Here is a 22,872-nt window from a genome sequence, read left to right on the forward strand (position 1 = left end):
ACCCCGTGGTGCAGTGGTAAGGATGCGTGGTGCCGACGGCGCGTTCCCGTGACCGCTCGCCACCCCGGCCCTGTGGGGATGTGGTGGCGAGCGGCGAGCCGAGTGACACGTTGCTCTGTAGTCAACGTGACGCGCAGCGGACAGCGGCCTGCCGCGTGCCTTGGTCACACCCCGTGATCGCCCAGCGCTCGTGGTCCCGCCAGGCTCCGTCGATGAACAGCATCGCGGGCGAGAAGCCCTCCAGGCGGAAGCCCGCGCGGCGGACGAGCGCGCGGGAGGCGGTGTTGCCGGGCTGGATGTTCGCCTCCAGGCGGTGCAGTTCCAGGGGCCCGAAGGCATAGGCCAGGACGAGGCCGAGGGCCTCGGTGAGCAGTCCGCGTCCGGCGGCGTGCGCGAAGGCCCCGTAGCCGAGGGCGCCGCTGCGGAAGGCTCCCCGGACGATGTTGTTGATGTTGACGAAGCCGGCGATCCGGTCGCCCTCGGTGTGCTCGCACACCAGGAAGCCGGCGCGCGCCGGGTCCCCGACGAGCGCGCCCGCGTAGCCGGCGTACGCCTCGGGCGTGCACGGCGGGAACAGCCAGGGCCGGTGGAGCTCGCGGCTCTCGCGGGCGCGGGCGGTGAACTCCTCGGCGTCGTCCGGGGAGAAGGGGCGCAGGCCCACACGGGGCCCGGCGGCGAGAAAACGTCCAAGATCGTCGGGCATGGACCCAGGCTAGAGCCAGTCCGGCGGGTCGGGCCCGCTCCCCCGCACCACGCCCGCCGGACCGCACCCGGCGGATCAGCGGCGGGCGGATCAGCGGCGGGCGGTGCGGACGCGGTGCGGGCAGGTCTCGCCCTTGCGTACGACTCCGATCGTGACGGCCGTCCGCCGGTCGAGCTCCGTGCCCGCCGCCGGGTACTGCGTGCACACCCTCCAGTTCGGCGGCCACAGCACCCGCCGGTCCCGTCCGCTCGCGTCGTGGACGTCGAGGCGGGTCCGGCGGTCGAGCCGGGTGAAGACCTTCCAGAGCGGCACGCTCAGGAGGTCCGGCATGGGCGGCCGCGCCCCGGCGTCCTCGCCCGGCACGGCGGGTTCCTCGGCCGAGGAGACGGCGACGGCCGCGAGCGCGAGGACGGCGGTCGCGACCACCGCGGCGGCCCGTCTCACTTCTGCCTCCGGGCCGCGGCGTAGTAGCCGCAGGCGGCGCCGAGGACGGCGGTCGCGAGGAGCGCCAGGTAGAGCGGCATGGACACCTCGGGGATGAGGATCCGGATCCTGACCTCGCGGGTGTTCTCGAAGATGAAGACCAGAGTGAGGACCGCGACCACCGTCATCGCGATCCGGCCCGGGGTGAAGGCTCCGCTGAACCGGGACGTGCCGCCCGCGGGGGGCGCCCCTGACGTCTGCTTCGGACTCATGCCCGGCCCTCTCCTCCGTCGTGCCGTCGGTGGTGCCCGTCGGTCGTACCCGGCCCGCGCCGCGGGACCAGCCGTGGGACCAGAATGGGGTGAGTCCAGCCTCACCGTGACGGTGGGAAGAGCCGTACGGGTGACTTGTCAGACAACGTGGGCCGACTACGGTGGTCCCGGACACCGGCGGGAACCACACGAGGAGGCGGCCGTGGCGGTCAGCGGACAGCGGCGGCGGCCGGTCGTGGCGCTGTACGAGCGGATCGCGGACGCCGTCCACGACGGCACCTACCCGCCCGGCTCGACGCTCCCCTCCGAGCCGAAGCTCGCGGCCGAACTGGGCGTGAGCCGGCCCGCCCTGCGCGAGGCGCTGCTGCTGCTCCAGGAGGACGGGGTGCTGACCGTGCGCCGCGGGGTCGGCCGGACCGTCAACGACCGTCCGCCGCGGCGGGGGTTCGAGCAGATCCAGCCGCTGGAGGAGCTCATCGGCGCGGGGGAGCCGCTGCGCGTGCGGGCGCTGCTGCGGACGGTGGAGGAGCCCACCGACTTCACTACGCAGCACCTGCTCGCCCCGGCCCGCGCCGAGCTGCGGTTCTGGGAGTCTGTGCTGGCCGGGGAGGGTACGGCGGCGGCGCTGAGCCACGAGTGGGCGGCGGCGGACGACGTGCTGGACCGGGTCCACCCCGAGTTCGCGCGCGCCCTGCGGGCCACGGATCCCGCCGCCTCAGGGAAGGGTGCGGGCACCGCGCGGAGCGGCGGGACCGCCCCCGCGGCCTCGATGCTCGCGGTCCTGGTCGCGGCCTCGCGGGAGACGGCCCTGAGCGCGCACAGCGGCATCACGGCGACGCTGCTCGGGCGGCGGCGCGGGGACCAGCTGGGCCGCCCCGCGGACACCCCGGCCGTCCTGGTCACCCAGGTCGTCCGGGTCGGGGAGACCCCGATCCTGGCCGCCAAGCACATGCTGCCGACGGGTGCGCCCGCGCTGCCGGTGCTCCAGTCGCACTGAGCGGTACGGAGACGGGGCGCCGTGCCGCGTAGAGACGGGCCTCGCCCCACGTAGAGACGGGCCTCGCCCCACGTAGAGACGGGCCTCGCCCCAGGTAGAGACGGCCCCCGACCCACGCCGTCGCCCCGCGTCGCGGCGGGCCCCACCCCGCCTCGAACAGCGTCGAACGTCGCCCTTTCCCGGCCGTAGCCGCACTCCCGTCGGCCGTGGCGTACACTTCCCCGCCATGCACTTGTCTGACAACCCTGCCACGCCTGCCGCCGCCACCGTCTCCGAGTGGATCCGCCGGGCCCCCAAGGCCGTTCTCCACGACCACCTCGACGGCGGGCTGCGCCCCGCGACGATCATCGAGCTGGCGCGGGAGCACGGCTACACCGCGCTGCCGACCGAGGACCCGGCCGAGCTCGCGGTCTGGTTCCGGGACGCCGCCGACTCCGGCTCGCTGGAGCGGTACCTGGAGACCTTCGCCCACACCTGCGCGGTGATGCAGACCCGCGAGGCGCTGACCCGCATCGCGGCCGAGTGCGCCGAGGACCTGGCGGCGGACGGCGTCGTCTACGCCGAGATCCGTTACGCCCCCGAGCAGCACCTGGAGGGCGGGCTGACCCTCGACGAGGTCGTCGAGGCGGTGAACGACGGCTTCCGCGAGGGCGAGCGCCGCTCCGGCGGCCGGATCACCGTCCGTACGCTCCTCACCGGCATGCGGCACACGGACCGCTCCCTGGAGATCGCGCGGCTCACGGTCGCCCACCGGGAGAACGGCGTGGCGGGCTTCGACATAGCCGGCGGCGAGATCGGCAACCCGCCGGCCCGCCACCTCCCCGCCTTCCAGCACCTGAAGCGGGAGAACTGCCACTTCACGATCCACGCGGGCGAGGCCGTCGGCGCGGAGTCGATCCACGAGGCCGTGCAGGTCTGCGGCACGGAGCGGATCGGCCACGGCGTGCGGATCACCGACGACATCGCCGAGGACGGCACCCTCGGCGCGCTCGCCGCGTACGTCCGGGACAACCGCATCGCCCTGGAGGTCTGCCCGACCTCGAACCTCCAGACCGGCGCCGCCAAGGACTACGCCTCGCACCCGATCGACGAGCTGCGCCGCCTCGGCTTCCGGATCACGCTCAACACCGACAACCGTCTGGTCTCCGGCACCACCATGAGCGAGGAGTTCCAGCACATGGTGGACGCCTTCGGCTACGGCCCCGAGGTGTTCGAGGAGTTCACGGTCGCCGCCCTGGACGCCGCCTTCCTGCCGCTGCCGGAGCGGCAGCGGCTGATCGACGAGTTCGTCCGTCCCGGGTACGCCGCGCTCTGACCCGCCCGGCTACCCCACCCTTCCCGCGACGAGGGGAAGCTCCAGCGTCCCCGTGTCCTCGGGGGCGCTGGTGACGATCACGGGCTTGACGCCCCGGTTGCCGAAGTAGGCCGAGTCGCTGGCCGCGATCACGAACTCCAACCGGTGGCCGGCCTCGTAGCGGTGCACGATGCCCGGCAGCTCGACCGTGAACGGGCGGGTCACGTCGGGCACCCGGACGGGTGCGACGAGCCGGTTGACGAGGGTCTTCGTGCCGTCGGGCGCGACGTCGTAGAGCTTCGCGAAGAGGACGAGCTTGTCGGCCGCGTCGCGTGAGCCCTGGACGCGTTCGGTCCTCGGCGAGACGACCTTGAGGGTGGCCTTCGGGGCGCCGACGAGGTCGACGGGCGCGGCGAGCGGGGCGCTGCTCCAGCCGAGGTAGGTGCCGGCCGTGTCGTACGGCCGGGGGTCGGGCAGGCCGATCATCCCGGCGAGCGAGGACTCCGAATGGCTCGTCGGGAACAGCCAGTTGGTGTACTGGCGTGAGCCCCGGGCGACCTTCGTCCGGTTGTCGACAAGCTTGCCGTCGCCGGAGAGGTACAGCTTCTGGCTGAGCGCCGGAACCCGGGCGGCGGTGCCGTAGCCGCTCTGCCCCTCGCGATACCACGCGAACGCGGGCCCGGTGTCGGCGGTCGGGTCCTTGCGGAGATGGCGGTCGAACCAGGCGAGGACGCGCTGCCCGACGTAACTGGTCTCCAGGTTGCCCTGACCGAGGTCGAGTTCGCCGGGCTTCTGACCTCCGCTGTGTCCCCAGGACTGCCAGATCATCCGGGTGTCGACGCCGCGCTGCCGCAGCCGGTCGTAGGTCGCCCGGGCCTCGTTGAGGTTGAAGAGGCTGTCGGACTGGCCCTGGACGATCAGGGTGGGTGCCTTGACCCGGTCCAGGTACGAGACCGGGGAGACGCTGCGGGCGAAGGCGAGCATCTTCTCGGTCTCGGCGGCCGGGTACCGGCCGGAGTTGAGGAGCCGCACGGTGTCACAGGCGTCGGTGACGAAGTGCAGGCAGCCGAGCGAGTTGATCCGGCTGGGGTCGAGAGAGGGCGAGAGCAGCGGCTGCCCCTCCCCCATCAGGTAGAAGCCGTTGGCCCACTGCCACTTGAAGACGCCGGGGGTCGACCGGTCGGCGGCGTTGGGGGCGAGGGAGTACGCGAGGTCGTTCCAGGTGATGAGGGGGACGAGGGCGTCGATGCGGGGGTCGACGGAGGCGGCGGCGAGCTGGACGGCGCCGCCGTAGGAGCCGCCGATCATGCCGACCCGGGGGTCGCCCGCGCCGTCGCGGACGACGAAGTCGGCGCGGGTGCCGTCGTCGGCGGTCCGTACGCCTGCGAGGAAGTCGACGAGCCGGGCCGCGGCCCGGCCGTCGATCTCCGGGTCGTCGAGGGAGATCAGGCAGCCGGATGTGCCGAAGCCGAGGCCCGAGTAGACGAGGCCGACGTAGCCGCGCTCGGCGAAGGCCTTGCCGATGGCGTCGGTGGAGCCGTCGCTCTTGCTCCCGCCGAAGCCGTTGGTGGCGAGGACGGCGGGTGCGGGGTGCCCGGCGTCCACGCCCGCCGGACGGTAGAGGTCGGCGTCGACGGCGCAGGTGCGGCCGCCCGCCTCGACGGTGAACCGGAGCGGGGTCACGGTGTACGCGCCGGCGGCGGTCTCTGCCTCGGCGCCGTTCGCCGGTGCGGCGAGGGCGAGTGGCGCGGCCAGGGCGGCCGCACCGGCCACGAGCGCGAGGATCCTGCGGGACCGGGGCACGGCACGGGACACGAAGACCTCCACGCTGAGGGCGACACCGAGAGCCCCACGGGGTACCTACCGACTGGTAGGTACCGGGGCAGCGCCCATGCTGTGACACGTGTCATACGCCCGTCAACGCGCGCGACGAAGGTTGTTGACGGAGATTCAGTGAAGACCGTCCGTCGCGGGCGCGGGCTCCCGCCTCATCGCAGAGCCGGTACGTCGAGGGTGAGCGTGCCCTCGTCCGCGTCGAGCACGCCGGGCACGCCCAGGGGCACGGTCAGCGCCGTCGCGCTGTGGCCGAAGCCCAGCTCCTCCACCACGGGTATGCCGAGGCCGCCGAGCCGGTCCACGAGGACCGCCCGCACGTCCTCGTACGGGCCGCACTCCTCCCACGAGCCGAGGCCGACGCCCGCGACACCGTCCAGCCAGCCGGAACGCAGCAGTTGGGTGAGGATCCGGTCGAGCCGGTACGGCTCCTCCCCCACGTCCTCCAGGAGCAGCAGCCCGCCGCGCGCCGAGGGCCTGCCGTGCGGGGTGCCGAGGTCGGCGGCGAGCAGGCTGACGCAGCCGCCGAGCGTGACCCCGCGGGCGCGGCCGGGGACCAGCGCCCGCGCCGTCTCCAGGCCGAGCGTCCGTACCGATTCCGGCTCGAACAGCGTGGCCCGCAGCGACTCCTGGGTGTGCGGGTCCGCCAGGAAGGTGGCGGCGGCGACCATCGGTCCGTGGAGCGTGGCGCGTCCCGTCCGGACGGCGAAGGCCTCGTGCAGGGCGGTCACGTCGCTGTAGCCGACGAACGCCTTGGGCCCGGCCGCCCGGATCGCCGCCCAGTCGACGAGGTCCACCATGCGCTGCACCCCGTAGCCGCCGCGCGCGCAGATCACTGCGGAGACCGAGGGGTCGCAGTAGGCCTCCGTCAGGTCGCGGGCCCTCGCCCGGTCCGCGCCCGCGAGGTAGCCGAGGGTGGGGTGGGCGTCGAGGACGTGCGGGGCGACCACCGGGTCCAGGTCCCAGCCGCGCAGGATGTCGAGCCCGGCCCGGAGCCGCTCCTCGGGTATGGGCCCGCTGGGGGCGACGACGGCGACCCGCGCCCCGGGGCGGAGGCGCTCGGCCCGGGTGAGGGGTTCGGCGGTGGTGTGCGGGGCGTTCCGGGTCACGTGCGGAGCTCCAGGTCGGGGACGTCGGTGCGGTCGAGGCCGAAGGTCCGCGCGTACAGGGCGAGTTCGGCTTCCAGGGCTCTGATCATCGTGTCGGCCCTGCGGAAGCCGTGCCCTTCTCCCTCGAAGGCGAGGTAGGCGTGGGGAACGCCCCGGCCGGCCATCCTGCCGAGGAAGCGCTCGGCCTGCGCGGGCGGGCAGATGACGTCGTCGAGCCCCTGGAGCAGCAGGAAGGGGGTCGTGACCCGGTCGACGTGCTCGATCGGCGAGCGTTCCTCGTAGCGGGCGGGGACCTCGTCGAGCGGTCCGATGAGACTTTCGAGGTACCGGGACTCGAAGTCGTGGGTCTCGTCGGTGGCCCAGCCGCGCAGGTCGAGGATGGGGTAGATGATCGTGCCGCAGGCGTACACGTCGGTGGTGACGAGGGAGGCCGCGGCCGTCCAGCCGCCCGCGCTGCCGCCGCGCACCGCGAGCCGGGCCGGGTCGGCGGTGCCCTCGGCGGCGAGCGCCGCCGCGACGGCGGCGCAGTCCTCGACGTCGACGACGCCCCACTGCTCGCGCAGCCGCTCCCGGTACTCCCGGCCGTAGCCCGTCGATCCGCCGTAGTTGACCTCGGCGACGCCGATCCCGCGCGAGGTGAAGTAGGCGATCTCCAGGTCGAGGACGAGCGGGGCGTGCCCGGTGGGCCCGCCGTGGGCCCAGATCACGTAGGGCGGCAGTTCGCCGTCGGGGCCGGTGTACCCGGGGTGGTGCGGCGGGTACACCTGCGCGTGGATCTCGCGGCCGCCGGGGCCGGTGAAGGTGCGGACGAGCGGCTCGGGGTAGTACGCGGGGTCGACGGCGTCCGTGTGCGCGGCGCCGACGACGCGGGTGCGGCCGGTGCGGGTGTCGAGCTCGACGAGTTCGTAGGCGCTGCGCGGTCCCGCGGCGACACCGACGACGCGGGTGCCGTGTGCGGCGAGGGTGGCGGCCCATTCGGTCCAGGGGCCGGCGGCGTCGACGAGGACACCGCTGTCGGGGTCCAGTATCCCGAGGGCGGTGGTTCCCTTGCCGTGGACGACGGCGATCAGGCCGTTCTCCAGGGGGGTGAACCAGGTGAGCCCGATCTTCCAGAGCGGTCCGGCGAACTCCTCGTCGCGGGGGTGGAGAGCGACCGGTTCGCGGAGGCCGCCGTCCGCGGCGATCTCCGCCCGGTAGAGGTTCCACCAGCCGGTGCGGTCGCTCGCGAAGAGCAGGCGCCCCGCAGCGTCCCAGGCGACCTGGGGGATCGACTCGGCGGGCCCGCCGGTGACGGTCCGCGCGCCGTGGAAGGTGCCGTCGGGGGCGACCTCGGCGAGCTGGACCTCGGTGCCGTCCCAGGGCATGCGGGGGTGGTCCCAGGCGATCCAGGCCACCCGGCGCCCGTCCGGGGAGACGCGGGGGCCCGTCACGAACCGGTGCCGCCCGTCGGAGAGTTCGCGCACGGCGCTCCGGTCCCCGGCGGCCGATCCGTCCAGCGGCACGGCGGCGAGGACCCGGCGCACATCGGTGGGCGCGGGCCCGGTGGACTCCTCCAGGACGCACCACACCTCGCCGCGCTCCGGGTGGAGCACCGGATCCACCCAGCGCGGTCCTTCGCCGGATTCGGCGACGGGGGTGAGCGGCCGGGGCTCGGCGCCGGGTCCGGCCTCCGGCTCGTACGCGTACAGCCGCTGGTCGGGGAAGTGGCTGAAGACCACGAGCGGTCCGCCGGTAGGACGCGCGAGTGCGGCCCAGGGCTGCCCGCCGTACTCGATGACCCGGCTGCGGACGTTCCACGGGGCGGGGAGCACGCTCTCCTCGGTGCCGTCGGCGCGCCGCCGGACGAGGGCGCGCCGGCCTCCCTCGGCGGGGCGCGGCGCGGTCCACCACAGCTCGTCGCCGACGGTGCCCGCGTACTCGGGCCGCCCGTCGTGGGCGGCGGCGAGCGCGGCGCCGACGGGCGACGGCCAGGTGCCGTGGGCGGCCGTGGTCGTGGTCGCGGTGGTGGCCATCTCGACTCCCCCTGTCACGTTCCTACGCGGACTTCAGATAGTGGTCGAGCACCCGGACACCGAAGTGCAGGGCGTCGACCGGGACGCGCTCGTCGACGCCGTGGAAGAGCGCCCCGTAGTCGAGCTCCGGAGGCAGCCGGAGCGGCGAGAATCCGTAGCCGGTGATGCCGAGCCGGGAGAACTGCTTGGCGTCGGTGCCGCCGGACATGGTGAACGGCACGACGTGCCCGGCCGGGTCGAAGCGCTCGACGGCGGCCCGCAGCTTCGCGAAGGTCGGCGAGTCGACCGGGGCCTCCAGGGACACCTCCCGGTGGTGGAACTCCCACTCCACGTCGGGCCCGGTGAGCGCGTCCATGGTCGTGGCGAACTCCTCCTCGCCGCCGGGCAGCGTCCGCCCGTCGATATACGCGACGGCCTGGCCCGGGATGACGTTGACCTTGTAACCGGCCTTCAGCATCGTCGGGTTGGCGCTGTTGCGGACGACCGGTGCGAGGAGTGCGGCGGCGGGTCCGAGCTTGTCGAGGAGGAGGTCGACGTCGAGGTCGGGTGCGCTCGTGTCGACGTCGATGCCGTACAGCGCGGCGAGTTCGGTGAGGGCGGCGCGGACGGTGGTGGTGAGGCGGACGGGCCAGGTGTGCGCGCCGATCCTGGCCACGGCGGAGGCGAGGCGGGTGACGGCGTTGGCCGTGTTCACCTTGGAGCCGTGGCCGGCCCGGCCGTGGGCGGTCAGCTTGAGCCAGGCGGTGCCCCGCTCCCCCGCCGCGATCGGGTAGAGGGTCGTGCCGGGCTGCGGGTGGAAGCTGAACGCCCCGGACTCGCTGATGCCTTCCGTGCAGCCCTCGAAGAGCGCGGCGTGACGGTCGGCCAGGAAGCCGGAGCCGTCGTCGGCGCTTGCCTCCTCGTCGGCGGTGTACGCGAGGACGATGTCGCGGCGCGGCCGGACGCCCTGCCGGGCCCAGGAGCGGACGACGGCCAGGACCATCGCGTCCATGTTCTTCATGTCGACGGCGCCGCGCCCCCACACGACCCCGTCGCGGACCTCCCCGGAGAAGGGGTGCACGCGCCATTCGGCCGGGTCGGCGGGGACCACGTCGAGGTGGCCGTGGACGAGGAGTGCGTCGGCCGTGGGGTCGGTGCCGGGGATGCGCGCCACGACGTTGGTGCGGCCGGGGGTCCGCTCCAGGAGGGCGGGTTCGAGTCCGGCGGCGGCGAGCCGCTCGGCGACGTACTCGGCGGCGGGACGCTCACGGCAGTCGCCGTCGCCGTGGTTGGTGGTGTCGATGCGGATGAGCTCGGAGGTGAAGGTGACCACCTCGTCGAGCGCCGTCGTGTCCGGGCCCCGGACCTCCTCAGCCATACTGCTCCTCCACCGCGGCCGAGACGATGGTCGTGACCGCCTTGAACGTGCGAATTGCCTCGTACATCGTCTCTCCCGTGTAGGAGACGCGCCGCTCACCGCTCCGCGCCACGCCGGGAACCACCGTGGCGGCCGCGCCCAGGTGGTCGGCGTCGAACTCCAGCTCCACCGTGAACGGCCCGCCGCGGACCGGTTCGTGCCGTACGGCGAGCGCGGTCGCGTCCTTCGCCGCCGCTCTGATGTCGGCGGCGGTCCTGGCCGGGGTGCGGCACACCGCCGCGTACCGCGAGACGTGGTCCTTGACGGCGACCTTGCGGGCCTCCGGCGCGTACCCGAGGGCGTCCTCGCAGGTCAGGTCGTCGCCGGTGACGAGCACGACCGGGACGCCGTACTCCGCGACCACATGGGCGTTGAGCAGGCCCTCGCTCGCCCGCTCGCCGTTCAGCCAGACGCCCGTGATCGAGTTGGCCAGGTACGTGTGCGCGAGGACGCCCTCGCTGCCCGCGCCCGTGTGGTAGCCGACGAACGCGATGCCGTCGACGTCCCCGTGCTGCACGCCCTCGACCATCGACAGCGACTTGTGCCGTCCGGTGAGCATCTCGGCGCGCTCGTCGAGCCGCTCCAGGAGCAGGTTCCGCATGCTCGAGTGCGCCTCGTTGATCAGCACCTCGTCGGCGCCGCCGTCGAAGAAGCCGAGCACGGCCGCGTTCACGTCGGACGTGAACATCGCGCGGCAGCGCTCCCACTGGGGCGTACCGGGCAGCACGTCGGCGGGCCAGGTCACACCGGTCGCGCCTTCCATGTCGGCGCTGATGAGGATCTTCATGTCTGGCACCGTACGCGCCGCCCGGCGGCCCTACCACCCCTGTGGATAACCGCCGTTGGAGTGGACCATTGACGGCCCGCCGAAGGTCACCGGGACGGCGGTACGGATCATCCGCGGAGTTCCGGATACCCCCGGGGATCGTCCTCGGCCATACGGCGCAGGGCGGCGGCGGCCTGTTCCTCGGGCGGTGTCCCGTCGTCCGGGATGTGCCACAGGAACTGCCGCTTCTCCCCCTCCGCCTCGGGCGTTCCGTCGGCGGCCAGGGGCGGGCCTGTGAAGGTGACCACGGTCGTGTCCGGTGCGCCGAAGTCCGTGGAGATCCATCCCTGCCGCAGCCCCCACCGGGTGAGCGTCTCCGGCCGCTCGCGCAGGCCCGCGGTGATCAGCCGGGCGGTGCGGCGGGCCGGCCACGTCCAGCTCTGGTCGTGTTCCGCGTACGCGATCTCGGCGTCGTACGCGACGGCGTCGAAGCGGTACGCGGGGAGTTCCGGCGCTCCACCCGGCGCCTCCGGCCGCCGCCAGCCGTCCCAGACGACGTGGTCGCCGTCGCGCCGCACGGTGACGTAGAGCGCGCCGCAGCAGCCCTCGGTGCAGTAGGCCTCGGCGAGCCGCACCTCGCGGGGCTCGGACGTGGCCCGCAGGGCGCCCTCGTCGAGCAGCCGCTCGGGCGAATCGCCGGGCCCCTGGTCGAAGGCCTCGGGGACGAGGGGTCGTCCGTCGATCAGGAAGCGGGTCTCGACGACGTCCGGTTCGGCGGGATCGGCGACGGCGACCTCGATCCGCAGCCGGGGAGCGCCGGACGGCTCCAAGGCGTCGTCGGTACGGAGCCGGCGGGCGGAACGGAGCCGCCGGACCGTCCGGCGGAGCCAGTCGGCGCGCCGCCGGTCCGCCGGGTCGGCGGGCGCGTCGCCCTGCCACCTCGCCACCGCCAGGAGGCTGTCGACGAGTTTCTCGCGCCGCCCCTCCGGCCAGGCGAGAAGGTGCCCGGCGCCGCTGTGCAGGTCGAGGGCGAGGGAGACCAGATCGGCCCGGTGGTCGAGCTCGCGGGGCAGCCGGTGGGCGAGGCCGGCCACCGTCTCGTACAGCTCGACGGCCTCTCCGTACCGAAGGATCTCGGCCACATAGTTCCTGCGGCTGGTCATCCGGACCAGCACACGGACCGCCTGGGCGAGCAGCCCGTGACGGTCCGGTTCCCGCCGGAGGAGGCCCGCGAGCCCGATGGCCTCGGCGACGTGCCAGGCGCCCCCGGGCCCGAGGGCCCGGGGCCCGGTCGGGATCTCCAGGAACCGAGCGCGTACGGCCTCGGTGTCCCGCGAGTCGAGTGCGTCGACGAGTGCGCGCAGCTCGGCCCCTCGGACGCGGTGGATCAACCACACGAACGCGGCGGTCCGCCGGTCCAGGGGTGTGAGTGCGGTGACGACCTCCTGGTCGAGTCCTTGGAGAACGCCGAGGGTGCGGAGATACGGCACGTCCTCGGCCTCGCCGAGCCGGGCGAGGATGCCGAGACCGGCGGCCACGGTGACCGTGGTGGTCCCGTCGCGGGTCAGGTGCCGGCCGAGTGCCCTGGCGAGGGCCCGGTCGGTCGAGTCCTCGGGTGGTGGGAGTGCGGCTGCCGCGGAGAAGACGGTCCGGTCGCGCACCCCGGTCGCGGCGATGACCCGGTGGGCCTCTGCGGCCGCCCGCTCCGCGTCCGGGTCGGCGAGCAGGGAGAGGAGCACGTCGGTGACGGCGATCCGGGCCTCGGTATGCGTGCGGCCGACGCGTGGGGGTCTTGGTGGGCGCCCGGTGTCGGGCAGGGGATGGCCGCCCCTGGGCAGGGGCGCGCCGGGTTCCGCGCGCCGGAGGTCCCGGGCGTAGGCGAAGAGGGAGGGGGCGGGGAGCGAAGGGGCGAGCGTCGGGCGCTCGTGCCGGGCGCTCATCGCGCGGGGTGGAGCTCGATTCCGTAGATCATGGGAGCATGCTGCCCTCCGGGCCTCCCGACCCGCCATCGAATTAACAGGCGTTTCAACGATGGCTCGAATGGGGCGAAATATCGTCAACGTGTGCGTATAGGCTGTCGGCCGCAGTTGTCGTACCGACCTTCCGGAGAGCACTCGGTGACCATCGCCATCACCCCGTCCGACACGTCCGCCGAAGAGCGCGAGGCCGCCGCTCACGAGGCCGCCCCGGCGCCGATCTCGGAGCCGGAGTTCTGGGAGCCGTCGGCCCCCGAGCCGGAGTCCCCCGAGGCCGAGGTCCAGGCCGAGGCCCAGGACGATGCAGAGGATGAGGAGCCGGAGCCGGTGTCGCCCGACGCGCACGACCCCGTCGTCGTCCGTGACGCGCAGGACTTCGGGATCTACGCGCGGACCGGCGGCTGGGCCTTCGCGCTGAAGGTCGCGCGGAGCGTGCGCCCCGGCGGTCAGCCCGCCGAGGGCACGGCCGCCACGAAGGTCTCGGCGAAGGCCTTCGCCGCGCTCGCGGGGTGCTCGCCCGACCGGGTCATGCGCTACTACAAGGCCTGGGACATGGCGGCCGACGACGGCCTGGTCCCGCAGTTCGAGGTCCTGGTCCCCGGCGAGGACGTCGAGCTGCCCGACGCGGACGTCTGGCTCTCGTACTACACCTCCCGCAACAGCGCGTCCTCCGTGCGCGGCCAGGCGATCAGCGCGGCGGCCGAGGCGGAGGGCATCCGGCCGACGAAGGCCCTGGAGGTCGCCGAGAACCCGACGGCGCTGCGGGCCGCGATCCTCGCCGACCCCGGCACGGCCGAGGCGGCGCGCGGGGCGCTGCTCGACCGGATGAAGGAGGACCCGGCCCTCCAGACGGAGATGGCCCGCGCCATCGCCCGCACCGACGACCTGAAGAAGGCCGTGGCGAGCGAGGCGAAGGCGGCCGACCGCATCGGGTACGTGCGGCAGATCGTCGAGAACGGCCAGATCAAGACCCCCGCCGGGCAGACCGTGGAGGCGCCGGCCGAGCTGCGCGCCGAGGCGGAGCGCCACCTGTCGCTCATCGACGAGCTCGACGACTCCGAGGAGGCGGGCGAGTGGGCCGGTGAGGCGTACGACGCGGTGAAGGGCCTGGTCGCCCGGGCCGTCGAGGAGGACCCGACGCTACGGGTCCAGGAGCGGCGCACCAAGTTCTACAACAGCCTGCAGAAGGCGACGAAGGTCTTCGAGGAACTGACCCTGGACGAGGTGATGGAGGAGGACATCTACGAGGCCGACATGCTCCAGCGCCTCGAAGCCCTCCAGGAGGCGATCGGCACCTGCATCAGCGCGCTGCGCAAGGCGTCGACCGCCTCCTGAGGACCACCTCCGAAACGGAAAAAGTGGGAGCCCCGACCGATGTCTCAGTCGGGGCTCTCGAACTGCCTCGAGTGTGGCCGGGCCGGGATGACCGGCCCGGCCACACTGCTGGTGAGCGTCGAGCCAGCGGCGTGCCGCCGGGCTCAGTGGGAGCTCGTCCGGATGGCCCGGAAACCCGGCCGCCGGCGGTGTTTACTCGGGACCGGTGTTGGGGTCACCTTCGGGGGAGGAGCCAAACCCCATACATCCGACCACTTTGAGCGGTTGCGGATCAAGGTAGAGACGAAAGAGGTATCCGCCTCGTTCGCGATCGTCCACGTTGGCCACAAGAACGCCCTGCTCGCCCTTTTCGGCAAGACCCGCAAGGCATTCCGTGATCCCGACAACCGGCTTACCGCGCCGCTGCAGACTTCCCACCCTCCCGCGAAGGATGCCCCGAAGCATCGACGCTGGAAGAGGTTTGAGCCAGATCTCGAAAGGTGCTCCGGAAAGCAATGCATTCTTGGCCTGAATGCTGGCATCGGAGTCGGACTCGAATGCAGCGAGCAGTTCACTCGCGGATACCTCGTTCACCTCACCGCCGCCTGACTGGTGTCCAGGTTTGCCCGAAGTCGAAGCTGATGTCGTCGGCCAGGATTTCACCAACGATGAGATGCTCGTCTTCGAAGAACCTTTCATATGGACCGCCGTGGATCTGAATGTTTCTCGACGGCCCTATGGCGGGATCGATGCTTGCCACCCTGATGCGCAGCATCACACCTCTCCCAATCCAATCGTCTCCCCGATTCTGGGCAAAGAACTCGGCAGTTTCGAAGTCGTCCGACCACGACGTGAAGATGGTATCCGTGCCATCTCCACCCGAGTGGTCGTTCATGTCCGCCCTGGTTCCGCGGGGCACCGCACGGCCTTGCGCAGCGGTGTCATAGCTATGGTGCCCCTCGACGACACCGCGGTAGTAATACCCATCGACGTTCGCTCCACAGTTGTGGACCAAGACCGGGGCGCTACCCGCCGCAACATAGTACGTGTGGAGGTCCGAGACCGTCAGGTTGTGAACCGTCGCGTTCTGGGCCGTCCAGCGCCTGATCGACGTGATCTGGACGTACGTGCCCGCGCTCGTCTGGAGCCACTGGCGTGCCTTCAGATCCGTGGCGTCGATCCACTTGCCCAGCTCGGGGACCCAGAAGGGGTGGCCGTCGGTCGCGGTGAGCTCGGCCGTCTTCGCGCCCTTCGGGCCGTCCGTGTCGATGGTGACCTTGACCAGGCGCTTGAGGCCCTTGCCCTTGATCTCCGCCGTGACCGTCTCGATCCGGGTCTCCCCGGTCTTCGGGTCGGTGGCGACGATCTTGTCACCCGTCCTGACGTCCTCGATGGACTTGGTGGAGCCGTCCGCCATCAACACCTTCGCGCCCGGCACGAAGCTGTTGTCCGCCGTCTTGCAGGAACCGCCGCTGGACCCGCCGTTGCTACGGGAGGAGCCACCGGAGCTTCCGCCCGGCTTCGACGTGCTGACCTTGCCGCCACCGCCGCCCTTGCCGCCACCCTTGCCGCCACCGGCCACGGACGAGGACTTCGGGGCCGCCTTGGCCTGGGCCCGCTTCTGGACTGGGTTACCGGTCTTCTTCTTGGCGGCCGCAGCAGCGTCGGCCTTCCGTTTGGCGGCCTCGGCTGCCTTCTTCTTGGCCCGTTGCGCGGCCTCCTTCTTCGCCTTCTCGATGGCGGCCTTCTTGGCTCTCAGAGCCGCCGCCTCGGCCGCCTTGGCGGCCTTGAGCACGGCTTCCGCCGCAGCCTTCGCCTTCTTGAACGCCTGGATGGCGTTGATCGTGCGGTCGACCGCCCTCAGAACGGACGGGATCTTGCCCAGCTTGGTCCACGGGATCGCCCCGATGATCATGCTGCCGCAGGACCACATGTCACCGCCGAAGCAGGCCATGGCGTCACTGAGCCCGATGAAGTCGCTCAGGACGCTCCACGCCGCGGCGAGGATCACCGAGGTGAGGGACTTACCCATGGTGGCCTGCGCCTGCGCGACCTGAGCCGCGGACAGGCCCGCGCCCACGAGGGCCGCCGCCTTCTCCGAGGCGGTCAGGGTGATCGCCAGACCCGTCGGGTCCGCGTGGGTGACCGGGTTGTTGTGCGCGTAGACGTATCCGTTGGCCTGCTGTGGGTCGTTCAGGTCCATCAGCGGGTCGGCGGAGAGGAAACGTCCGACCACAGGGTCGTACAGGCGGGCGCCGAGCAGCGTGTAGCCGGAGGAGTCGTCCCTGGTCTTGCCGAGGAACCCGGTGTGCGCCTGCAGGTTGACGCCGGTCGTGCCGGCACCCCGCTGGTTGCCGAACGCGTCCTGCTTGCGGATCCGGACGTCCATCGCGCCACCGAGCAACACCTCGGCGTAGGTGGAACCCTGGTGGTCCGTGGTCAGGGCGACCAGTTGGTCCCCAGCCGTGCCGTTGGCGTAGCGCATGACCGCGCCGGCAGGGGTGCTGTAGGTGCGCTGCGACTGAACCAGGACGCCGCCCTGCTGGACGGTGACCTCCGTGTCACCCAGGTTCAGGGTGGCCGTCTTGCCCTTGATGGTGAGCAGGCGCTCGCCGCCGGGGCCGTAGATGTGACGGGTGTCGTTCTGCGGCGCCCAGAGCTGCGCGGCGGAGGCTCCGTCGCACGTGGCCAGGACGATCGCTGTGGCGTTGGCCGAGTTGGCACCCTGTACCGCCAGGCACAGGTTGGACGCGACGTGCGTCAGCTGACCGGCGGCGTTGCGCTTCAGCTCCTGCGCCGTCGCCGCAGCGGCGGTGCCGGCGCACTTCTGGATCTGCAGCGCGGACCCGGCCGTGTTGGCGGCCGGCTGGAGGCACCAGTCGTCGTACACCGACAGCGTGCCCCGGTTGGGGTCGGTCTGCGGAGTCGCCGGGGTGCTCGGGGTGGGCGTGAACTTCCAGCTCTGCGCCAGAGTGGTGTTACAGCTGTAGAGCTGGACCGGCTGCCCAGCGACCGCGAGACCGCTCTTGAGGTCGATGCACTTGTCGGCCAGGCCCACGTAGGGAGTCTTGCCTCCGGTGCCCGCGCCGGTGATCCGGTCGACCATGCCGTCGGGAGTCCACGTCAACGTCTGCTTGTCACCGTTGTCGAGCGCGGTGACGGACTTCGTCTCACCCGTCAGCTCGTACAGCCGCTCGGCCTCGGCCTTGACCTGCGCACCCGCGGGGGTGGTGTAGGTCTTCGAGACCTTGGTGAGCGTGTGCGGCTGGCTCTTCGCCGCGCCCACACCGTACTGGTACGTGGTGGTCGCGTCCTTGGCGGTGGCACCGGTCAGGTCCTTCTCGACCAGCTTGGTGCGGTTGCCGAGGAGGTCGTACTCGTACTCCTGCCAGTAGCCGGAGCTGTCCTTGCCCGGGGCGACGTTGAGCGTGCCGTCCGTGTTCTTCGGGGCGGTGCAGTTCTCCTGGTCCTTGGAGGTCCAGGCGTTCTTCAGCTGACCCAGCGGGTCGTACGTGAAGCACTGCCGCTCCTCGATCCCGGTGGCGTGCTCACGGATGCCCGTGACGTTGCCGGCCGGGTCGTAGGCGTACTCGCGCTTCGAGACCAGGTTGCCCGCGACCGGACCGGCGCCGCCGGTCTGCTCCCGGTAGACCATCTGGTTCTGGAGCTCACCGGTCGACTCGTCGAAGGAGTTCTGTGCCCACACCCGGTACGGCACCGCGCCCAGTGTCGAGCGCATGACCTGGCCGTAGGGCGAGTAGACCGTCTCCGAGCCGTACCAGTCCTTGCCGGAGACCGAGAGCGGGTTGCCCTCCTTGTTGTAACGGATGACCAGCTTCTCCGGGTCGAACTTGCCGGCCTTGGGAAGGGTCGCCTCCTCCAGCATGCCGTTGTCGGAGAACTTGTAGTCGTACTGGTAGTCCGCGGGGATGCCCCACGTGGCGGCCAGCGACGTGGGAAGCGACAGGGTCGTCGAGGTCGGCTGGTAGTCCTTCGTGTAGCCGTTGACCTTCTGCGTGTACGCCAGGCCGTCGGTGTACCGGGTGGCCGAGGCAGGCATGCCCTTGCCGCCGGCGACGGTGTCGTACGTGAACCCGGCGATCAGCGTGCCCGTGGGGCCGCCGAGGCGCTGTTCCTTGGGGCGGGACAGCTCGTCGTACGCGTTCCAGGTCGTGACGCCCCGCGCGTTGGTCGTCGTCAGCGGCCGGTCACGGTGGTCGTACGTCACCCGCGTGGTGCCCGTGTCCGGGTCGGTCGCGGTCTCCAGCCGGCCACGCATGTCGAACGTCCACGACCACGGGTGGGTCGGGTCGGCCGAGGGCGTCGCCTTCGTCAGCTGACCACGGTTGTCGTACGTGTAGCGCGTCGACGTGTAGCCGCCGGGCGCCGCCGGGTTGGTGGTGTCCGTGCGGACGGTGCGGCCGAGGGCGTCGGTGTAGACCTTGTAGGACGAGGCACCCTGCGGGTGGATCACCTTCGACCAGTCGGGTCCGTACTCGTAGCGGGTCGCCTTCTCTGGCACCTCCTGGGAGATGGCCTCGGTGGTCCCGGGGGCCTTCACCTTGAGGACCGGCATCTCCTCGAGCACGCGGCCGAGGCCGTCGTACTTGTACCGGGTGATGTTCGGGACCGTGGTGTCGGCGCGCGGGGTGAACAGCTCGCCGTTCGGAGCGTCCTCGTTGAGGTAGGCGTTGTTGGTCTGGTAGACCTCACCGGCGCTGTTGTACAGCGTGTCGGTGATCAGACGGCCACCGCCGTCCGCCTCCTCCTGCGACTGGCGCTCACGGCCGAGACCGTCGTAGATCGTGACGGACTTTTCGATCCGGTTCTCGTAGCCACGGCTGTAGGTCGTGATGTACGGGGGCTTGCGGAGCTTTCCGCCGTCCGGGTCGTTCGGGTCGGGCTGGTCGCCCGGGGTCACGTACTCGGCCCTGAAGTCCGGGACCGCGTTCGGCGACGGGGTCCGGCCGGGGGACCATGCCTCAGCAAGACGGCCCAGCGGGTCGAACGTCGCTTCGCTGACGTGGCCGTTGACGTCGGTGGTCTTCAGCGAGACGCCGCGGCCCGGCTCGACCTCCTGGACCTGGGTGTGGCCCAGCGGGTTCGTCTGGGTGATCTTGAAAACCTGACCCGTCGGCGGGTCGAAGGTGGTCGTGTACTCCTTCTTGTCGACGTCGATCTGCTTGGTGACCCGGCCGAGGGCGTCGAAGGCGACGGTGCCGCCGGTCCGCCAGCCGGTGCCGCTCTCGTTGATGGACCACGTCTCGGTGGCCAGACCGCGGGTGGTGTCGGCGAGCGCCGTGCCGTACGCGGTGTTGTCGTAGGACGTCCGGCCACCGGCGCTCAGCTTCGTGAGGTCGGACCAGTCCGCGGCGGCACACGACGTGGACGAGACGAGAGCCTGCTTGGTCAGACCGATGATGTTCTTGGTCGTGTTGTGCAGGTACTCGAGCTTGGTGCAGGACTCGTCGCCGGTCTTGGCCGGGTCGGCGTCGCCGAACGACTCCACCATGGTGGGCAGACCGTGGACGCTGTCGAACGTCGTCTTGGTGCGGACGCTCCGCAGGGTGCGGGTGTCGTCACCCGTGCCCGACGACTTCGTGTACGCGACCTCGTCCGGCTCGGTGACGCGCCACGCCTTCAGCGGGTCGAGGCCGTCGCCGCGGGGGCGGCTGGCGAGCTCGGTGGCCTCGGGGACGGTGAGGCTGCGGGTGAGCCAGTCGGCGTCCGCGTCGGCCGCGTTGGAGTAGCTGAACTCCTCGGCTATTCGGCCGGCGAAGGCCTCACGGTCGTAGACCGTCGCACCGTTGTCGGTGAGCGTGGTGCCCGTGATGGTCTTCATGGGGACGGTGTCGCCCATGCCCCGGTAGAAACGGGTGACCGCCTTGGTCTTCGGCCCCTCGGTGCCGGGCGTGTCCTCGCCCGGGGCGGAACCCTCGCCGTTGTCGGCGGCGACGTTGCGCTCGCCCGTGATGACGGCCGTCTGCTCGAAGCCCGCGAACTGCGAGTACGTACGCGTGGACTTCTTGCTGAACTCCGCCTCGGCGAGCTTCCAGCCGGCGTTCTTGTAGTCGTACGACGTCCGCGTGGAGTGCGAGCCGTCGACGTTCGGCAGTTCCTCGATCGAGTCGACCACGTACTTGTGGAACCAGTCGATGTCCTCGACCTCGGCGTCCGGGTGCCAGAACATCGGGTAGCACAGACGCGTGTTGGCCTTCAGAGCGGCCGTGTCCGTCTTGCCGGGCAGGCCCGTCCTGCTGGCGCAGCCGTCCGCCGCGTCACCCCAGGTCGGCATCTTGTACGTGACGACGGTCTCGCCGCCGTACTCGTTGATGACGCGACCGATGCGCAGCCTGGCGAAGCCGGGGCGCGGGTCGATCGGGTCGCCCTTCTTGTCGCCCGACGTCTCCCGCAGGAGGACGCGGTTGGGCATCTCCTCCTCGTTGGACTCGAACCGGATCGGGTTGAGCGTGACCGAGGCGTCCGTCGAGCCGTTGCGTGCGTAGCCGGTGCGCTGGATGGACTCCAGCCACAGGGCCGTGTTCGGGCCGGTCTTGAGGACGGGGAAGTTCTGCTTGAGCTGGTACTGGTCGACGTCCTGGCGCGCGGTGGTGCCGGTGAGGCGCTGGGCCTCGGTGGTGATCTTGTCCAGGCGCTTGGTGGACCAGAAGGTCGGACCGGCGTTCCAGCACTTCTTCTTGTCCGTCGAGGTGACCGCCTGGCACCGCAGGTCGGCGGGGGTGTCGTACCAGATGCGGTACTTGCCCGGGTCGCTCGACGTGAAGTTCGCGTCGCTGCAGGTCAGCGTGCCCTCGGTGAAGCAGCGCTCGGCGACGTCGAAGCGCACGCGGGCCGGGGCCTCGGCGCTGAAGACGGTGTCGTTGCGCTGGCCGTAGTCGATGCGCTTCAGGTAGCCACCGCGGTGGTACTCGACGGGGCCCTTGAAGTAGAAGTTCTTCGCGTAGTAGTTCTTCTCGCGCTCCCACCACAGCGACATGGCGTTGCCGTGGACGTCCTCGACGTAGTCGAGGTTCCACTGCCAGGCCTGGTTGCAGGCGGAGTTCTTCCAGTCAGCGGTCGTCGAGCCCTTGTAGCAGGGCTCGCCCGCGTGGTTGCCGTAGACCGGCACCGCGAGCACGGAGTCGGTGTACGGGTCGTCCGCGGCGGCGCCGTTGTCCGACCAGCCCGGGAGCTTGTTCAGGCCGAAGTGGTACTTCGTGCCGTCCTTGGTGGTGACGACCCAGTACTCGCCGTCGGCGTCCTTCATGCCCGAACGCGGGTCCTTGGACGTGTCCTTGAACCGCTCGATCTTCGAGCCGTCACCGTTGGCACTGAACCACTTGCCCTTGGACTCGTCCCACACCAGCTCGGTGGTCATGCCGCCCAGGGAGAGGGTGGCGTTCTCCGAGCCCCAGCACAGGTCGGCCGTCTTGTGGGTCGAGTTGTTCGCCCCGGCCTTCTTGGAGTCCTGGCGGCAGTTGACGTACGTCCGGCTGATGGAGCCCGGGTTGTAGTCCCAGCCGTCACCGATCCAGGAGGCCTGGTTGTTCGACGCCGAGGTGCGGCCGTCGACCGTCTGCGACGAGTAGCCCAGGCTGACCTTGGGGGTCAGACCGCCGGCGGCCTCCGGGACCTGCACCTGGTAGCCGTAGGTGAAGGCACCGTTCGACGAGCCCGCGGCCCAGGAGCCGGCGGACAGCAGCGGCGAGGCGGTGAAGTCGCCGTTCGCCGAGGCTCCGGTGTCCATCGCACCGACGACCTGGCGGCCGGAGGTGTCGACGGCCGGGAGGGCGACCTGCCGGGCCGAGACGCCGGAGACGGACGAGCGGGTGGCGCCGCCCTCGAGCAGGTTCGCGACCGGCACCGATCCGGAGAGGATCGTGCGGGTGGGCTCGTTCTTCTTGAGCTTGACCTTGGTGGGGGCCTTGGCGGCCGGCACCTCCTTGACCGTGGACCGCAGCCGCTCGATCTCGTCGGCTACCTCGGTCGTGCCGGACATGGTCTCCGTGCCGGCGTCCGGGGCACAGTCACCGGAGTCCGGGGAGTCGATGACGCAGTTCGGCAGCAGGACCAGGCCGAAGCGCTCGGCGGCCTGGGGGCCGTAGCGGTCGGCGAAGCCGGTGGTGTCGACCTCGAGCGTGACCTGCGCGGTCGGATCGGCGTCCGCCGGCGGAATGACCTCAAGGATCATGCCCGGGACGCCGGTGTCCTCCGACGTGGTGGTCGACTTGACCGCGACCTGCCAGTCGCCGTCGACCTTCGTCGGGTCCTGGCCGACCGGCACGCCGACCGCGACCGGCAGACCGACCGACGTGGTCTCGTTCACCACGGGGACGGTGGTGCCCGGCTGGGTCTCCGCCGTCAGCGGCGCCTTACCGGTGTCCTCCGCCCACGCGGCGACGTTCTTCGGCGCGTAGGGGACGACCTGCTGCTCGTCGCCGAGGCTCAGCGTCTTGTCGGCGCTGGCGTCGTCGGCGAGCGCGGTGCTGTCGGGGATGTCCGGCAGATCGACCTGGGAGGTCGTCTGCTCTCGGCTCATCCCGTCGCCGGGAACGGCCAGGGCCTGCCCGCCCAGGCTCGTCACCGTCAATACCGATGACAAAAGAAGGACGGTCGCTGTGCGGCTTCGCCGACGGCGCCGTCGTTGTGGCTCTGTCAGGGCTAGGCGATTCCGCCCCACCCATGACAGTGGTTCTGAAGCACGCATCACGCGTCGACTCCCACCCAAACGAACAAGACAACGGAGGAGGTGCGGAAACACCAAAGAGCACGCGCCT

General features: G+C 71.5%; 14 protein-coding genes. 3 read left to right on the forward strand and 11 right to left on the reverse strand.

Going from position 1 to position 22,872, the window contains the following annotated elements; genetic code table 11:
• Positions 1–121: 121 nt before the first annotated feature.
• The 3 genes from ASC82_RS14800 to ASC82_RS14810 form a co-directional block, all read right to left on the reverse strand.
• Positions 122–703: a GNAT family protein gene (locus tag ASC82_RS14800; protein ID WP_056647218.1), complete on the reverse strand. Its 582-nt coding sequence runs from the start codon at positions 701–703 to the stop codon at positions 122–124.
• Between the two features lie 90 nt (positions 704–793).
• Entirely contained in the window at positions 794–1,147 is a 354-nt protein-coding gene (locus tag ASC82_RS14805; protein WP_056647221.1) for a hypothetical protein, read from the reverse strand.
• The gene (locus ASC82_RS14810) at positions 1,144–1,398 is read right to left on the reverse strand and encodes a lipopolysaccharide assembly protein LapA domain-containing protein (RefSeq protein ID WP_056647224.1); all 255 of its coding nucleotides are present in this window, start codon (positions 1,396–1,398) and stop codon (positions 1,144–1,146) included. Before ASC82_RS14810 ends, ASC82_RS14805 begins: the two co-directional genes overlap by 4 nt.
• Before the next feature lie 202 nt (positions 1,399–1,600).
• Here ASC82_RS14810 and ASC82_RS14815 point away from each other — a divergent pair, with 202 nt between their 5' ends.
• Both ASC82_RS14815 and ASC82_RS14820 read left to right on the forward strand, forming a co-directional pair.
• Positions 1,601–2,395: a GntR family transcriptional regulator gene (locus tag ASC82_RS14815; protein ID WP_056647227.1), complete on the forward strand. Its 795-nt coding sequence runs from the start codon at positions 1,601–1,603 to the stop codon at positions 2,393–2,395.
• A gap of 226 nt (positions 2,396–2,621) precedes the next feature.
• Complete coding sequence (locus ASC82_RS14820; RefSeq protein WP_056647230.1) at positions 2,622–3,710, forward strand: adenosine deaminase; 1,089 nt, start codon at positions 2,622–2,624, stop codon at positions 3,708–3,710.
• A gap of 9 nt (positions 3,711–3,719) precedes the next feature.
• Here ASC82_RS14820 and ASC82_RS14825 read toward each other — a convergent pair whose 3' ends face one another.
• From ASC82_RS14825 to ASC82_RS14850, 6 genes are all read right to left on the reverse strand, one after another.
• On the reverse strand, positions 3,720–5,516 hold the full coding sequence (locus ASC82_RS14825; protein WP_056647233.1) for a CocE/NonD family hydrolase: 1,797 nt from the start codon (positions 5,514–5,516) through the stop codon (positions 3,720–3,722).
• A 161-nt stretch (positions 5,517–5,677) separates the two neighbouring features.
• Positions 5,678–6,631, reverse strand: coding sequence for an LD-carboxypeptidase (locus ASC82_RS14830; protein WP_056647237.1), 954 nt, complete (start codon positions 6,629–6,631; stop codon positions 5,678–5,680).
• Positions 6,628–8,643: a prolyl oligopeptidase family serine peptidase gene (locus tag ASC82_RS14835; protein WP_056647239.1), complete on the reverse strand. Its 2,016-nt coding sequence runs from the start codon at positions 8,641–8,643 to the stop codon at positions 6,628–6,630. The genes ASC82_RS14830 and ASC82_RS14835 overlap by 4 nt, the downstream gene beginning before the upstream one ends.
• A gap of 22 nt (positions 8,644–8,665) precedes the next feature.
• Complete coding sequence (locus ASC82_RS14840; RefSeq protein WP_056647243.1) at positions 8,666–10,000, reverse strand: M20/M25/M40 family metallo-hydrolase; 1,335 nt, start codon at positions 9,998–10,000, stop codon at positions 8,666–8,668.
• Positions 9,993–10,826: a M55 family metallopeptidase gene (locus ASC82_RS14845; RefSeq protein WP_056647246.1), complete on the reverse strand. Its 834-nt coding sequence runs from the start codon at positions 10,824–10,826 to the stop codon at positions 9,993–9,995. The genes ASC82_RS14840 and ASC82_RS14845 overlap by 8 nt, the downstream gene beginning before the upstream one ends.
• 107 nt (positions 10,827–10,933) lie before the next feature.
• Positions 10,934–12,745 carry a hypothetical protein gene (locus ASC82_RS14850; RefSeq protein ID WP_199862537.1) on the reverse strand — a complete coding sequence of 604 codons (1,812 nt, stop codon included), beginning with the start codon at positions 12,743–12,745 and terminating at the stop codon, positions 10,934–10,936.
• A gap of 177 nt (positions 12,746–12,922) precedes the next feature.
• On the opposite strand from ASC82_RS14850, the gene ASC82_RS14855 reads away from it, so the two are divergent.
• The gene (locus ASC82_RS14855) at positions 12,923–14,116 is read left to right on the forward strand and encodes a hypothetical protein (RefSeq protein ID WP_056647249.1); all 1,194 of its coding nucleotides are present in this window, start codon (positions 12,923–12,925) and stop codon (positions 14,114–14,116) included.
• 192 nt (positions 14,117–14,308) lie between these two features.
• Here the strand turns inward: ASC82_RS14855 and ASC82_RS30380 are convergent, their stop codons facing one another.
• Both ASC82_RS30380 and ASC82_RS14860 read right to left on the reverse strand, forming a co-directional pair.
• Positions 14,309–14,689: a hypothetical protein gene (locus ASC82_RS30380; RefSeq protein ID WP_157863467.1), complete on the reverse strand. Its 381-nt coding sequence runs from the start codon at positions 14,687–14,689 to the stop codon at positions 14,309–14,311.
• 1 nt (position 14,690) lies between these two features.
• A complete protein-coding gene (locus ASC82_RS14860; protein ID WP_242427685.1) occupies positions 14,691–22,634 on the reverse strand; it encodes a polymorphic toxin-type HINT domain-containing protein in 7,944 nt (2,647 codons plus the stop codon).
• Positions 22,635–22,872: the final 238 nt, after the last annotated feature.

Origin of the sequence: Streptomyces sp. Root431, assembly GCF_001426585.1 — a bacterium.
Classification (GTDB): Bacteria; Actinomycetota; Actinomycetes; order Streptomycetales; family Streptomycetaceae; genus Streptomyces; species Streptomyces stackebrandtii.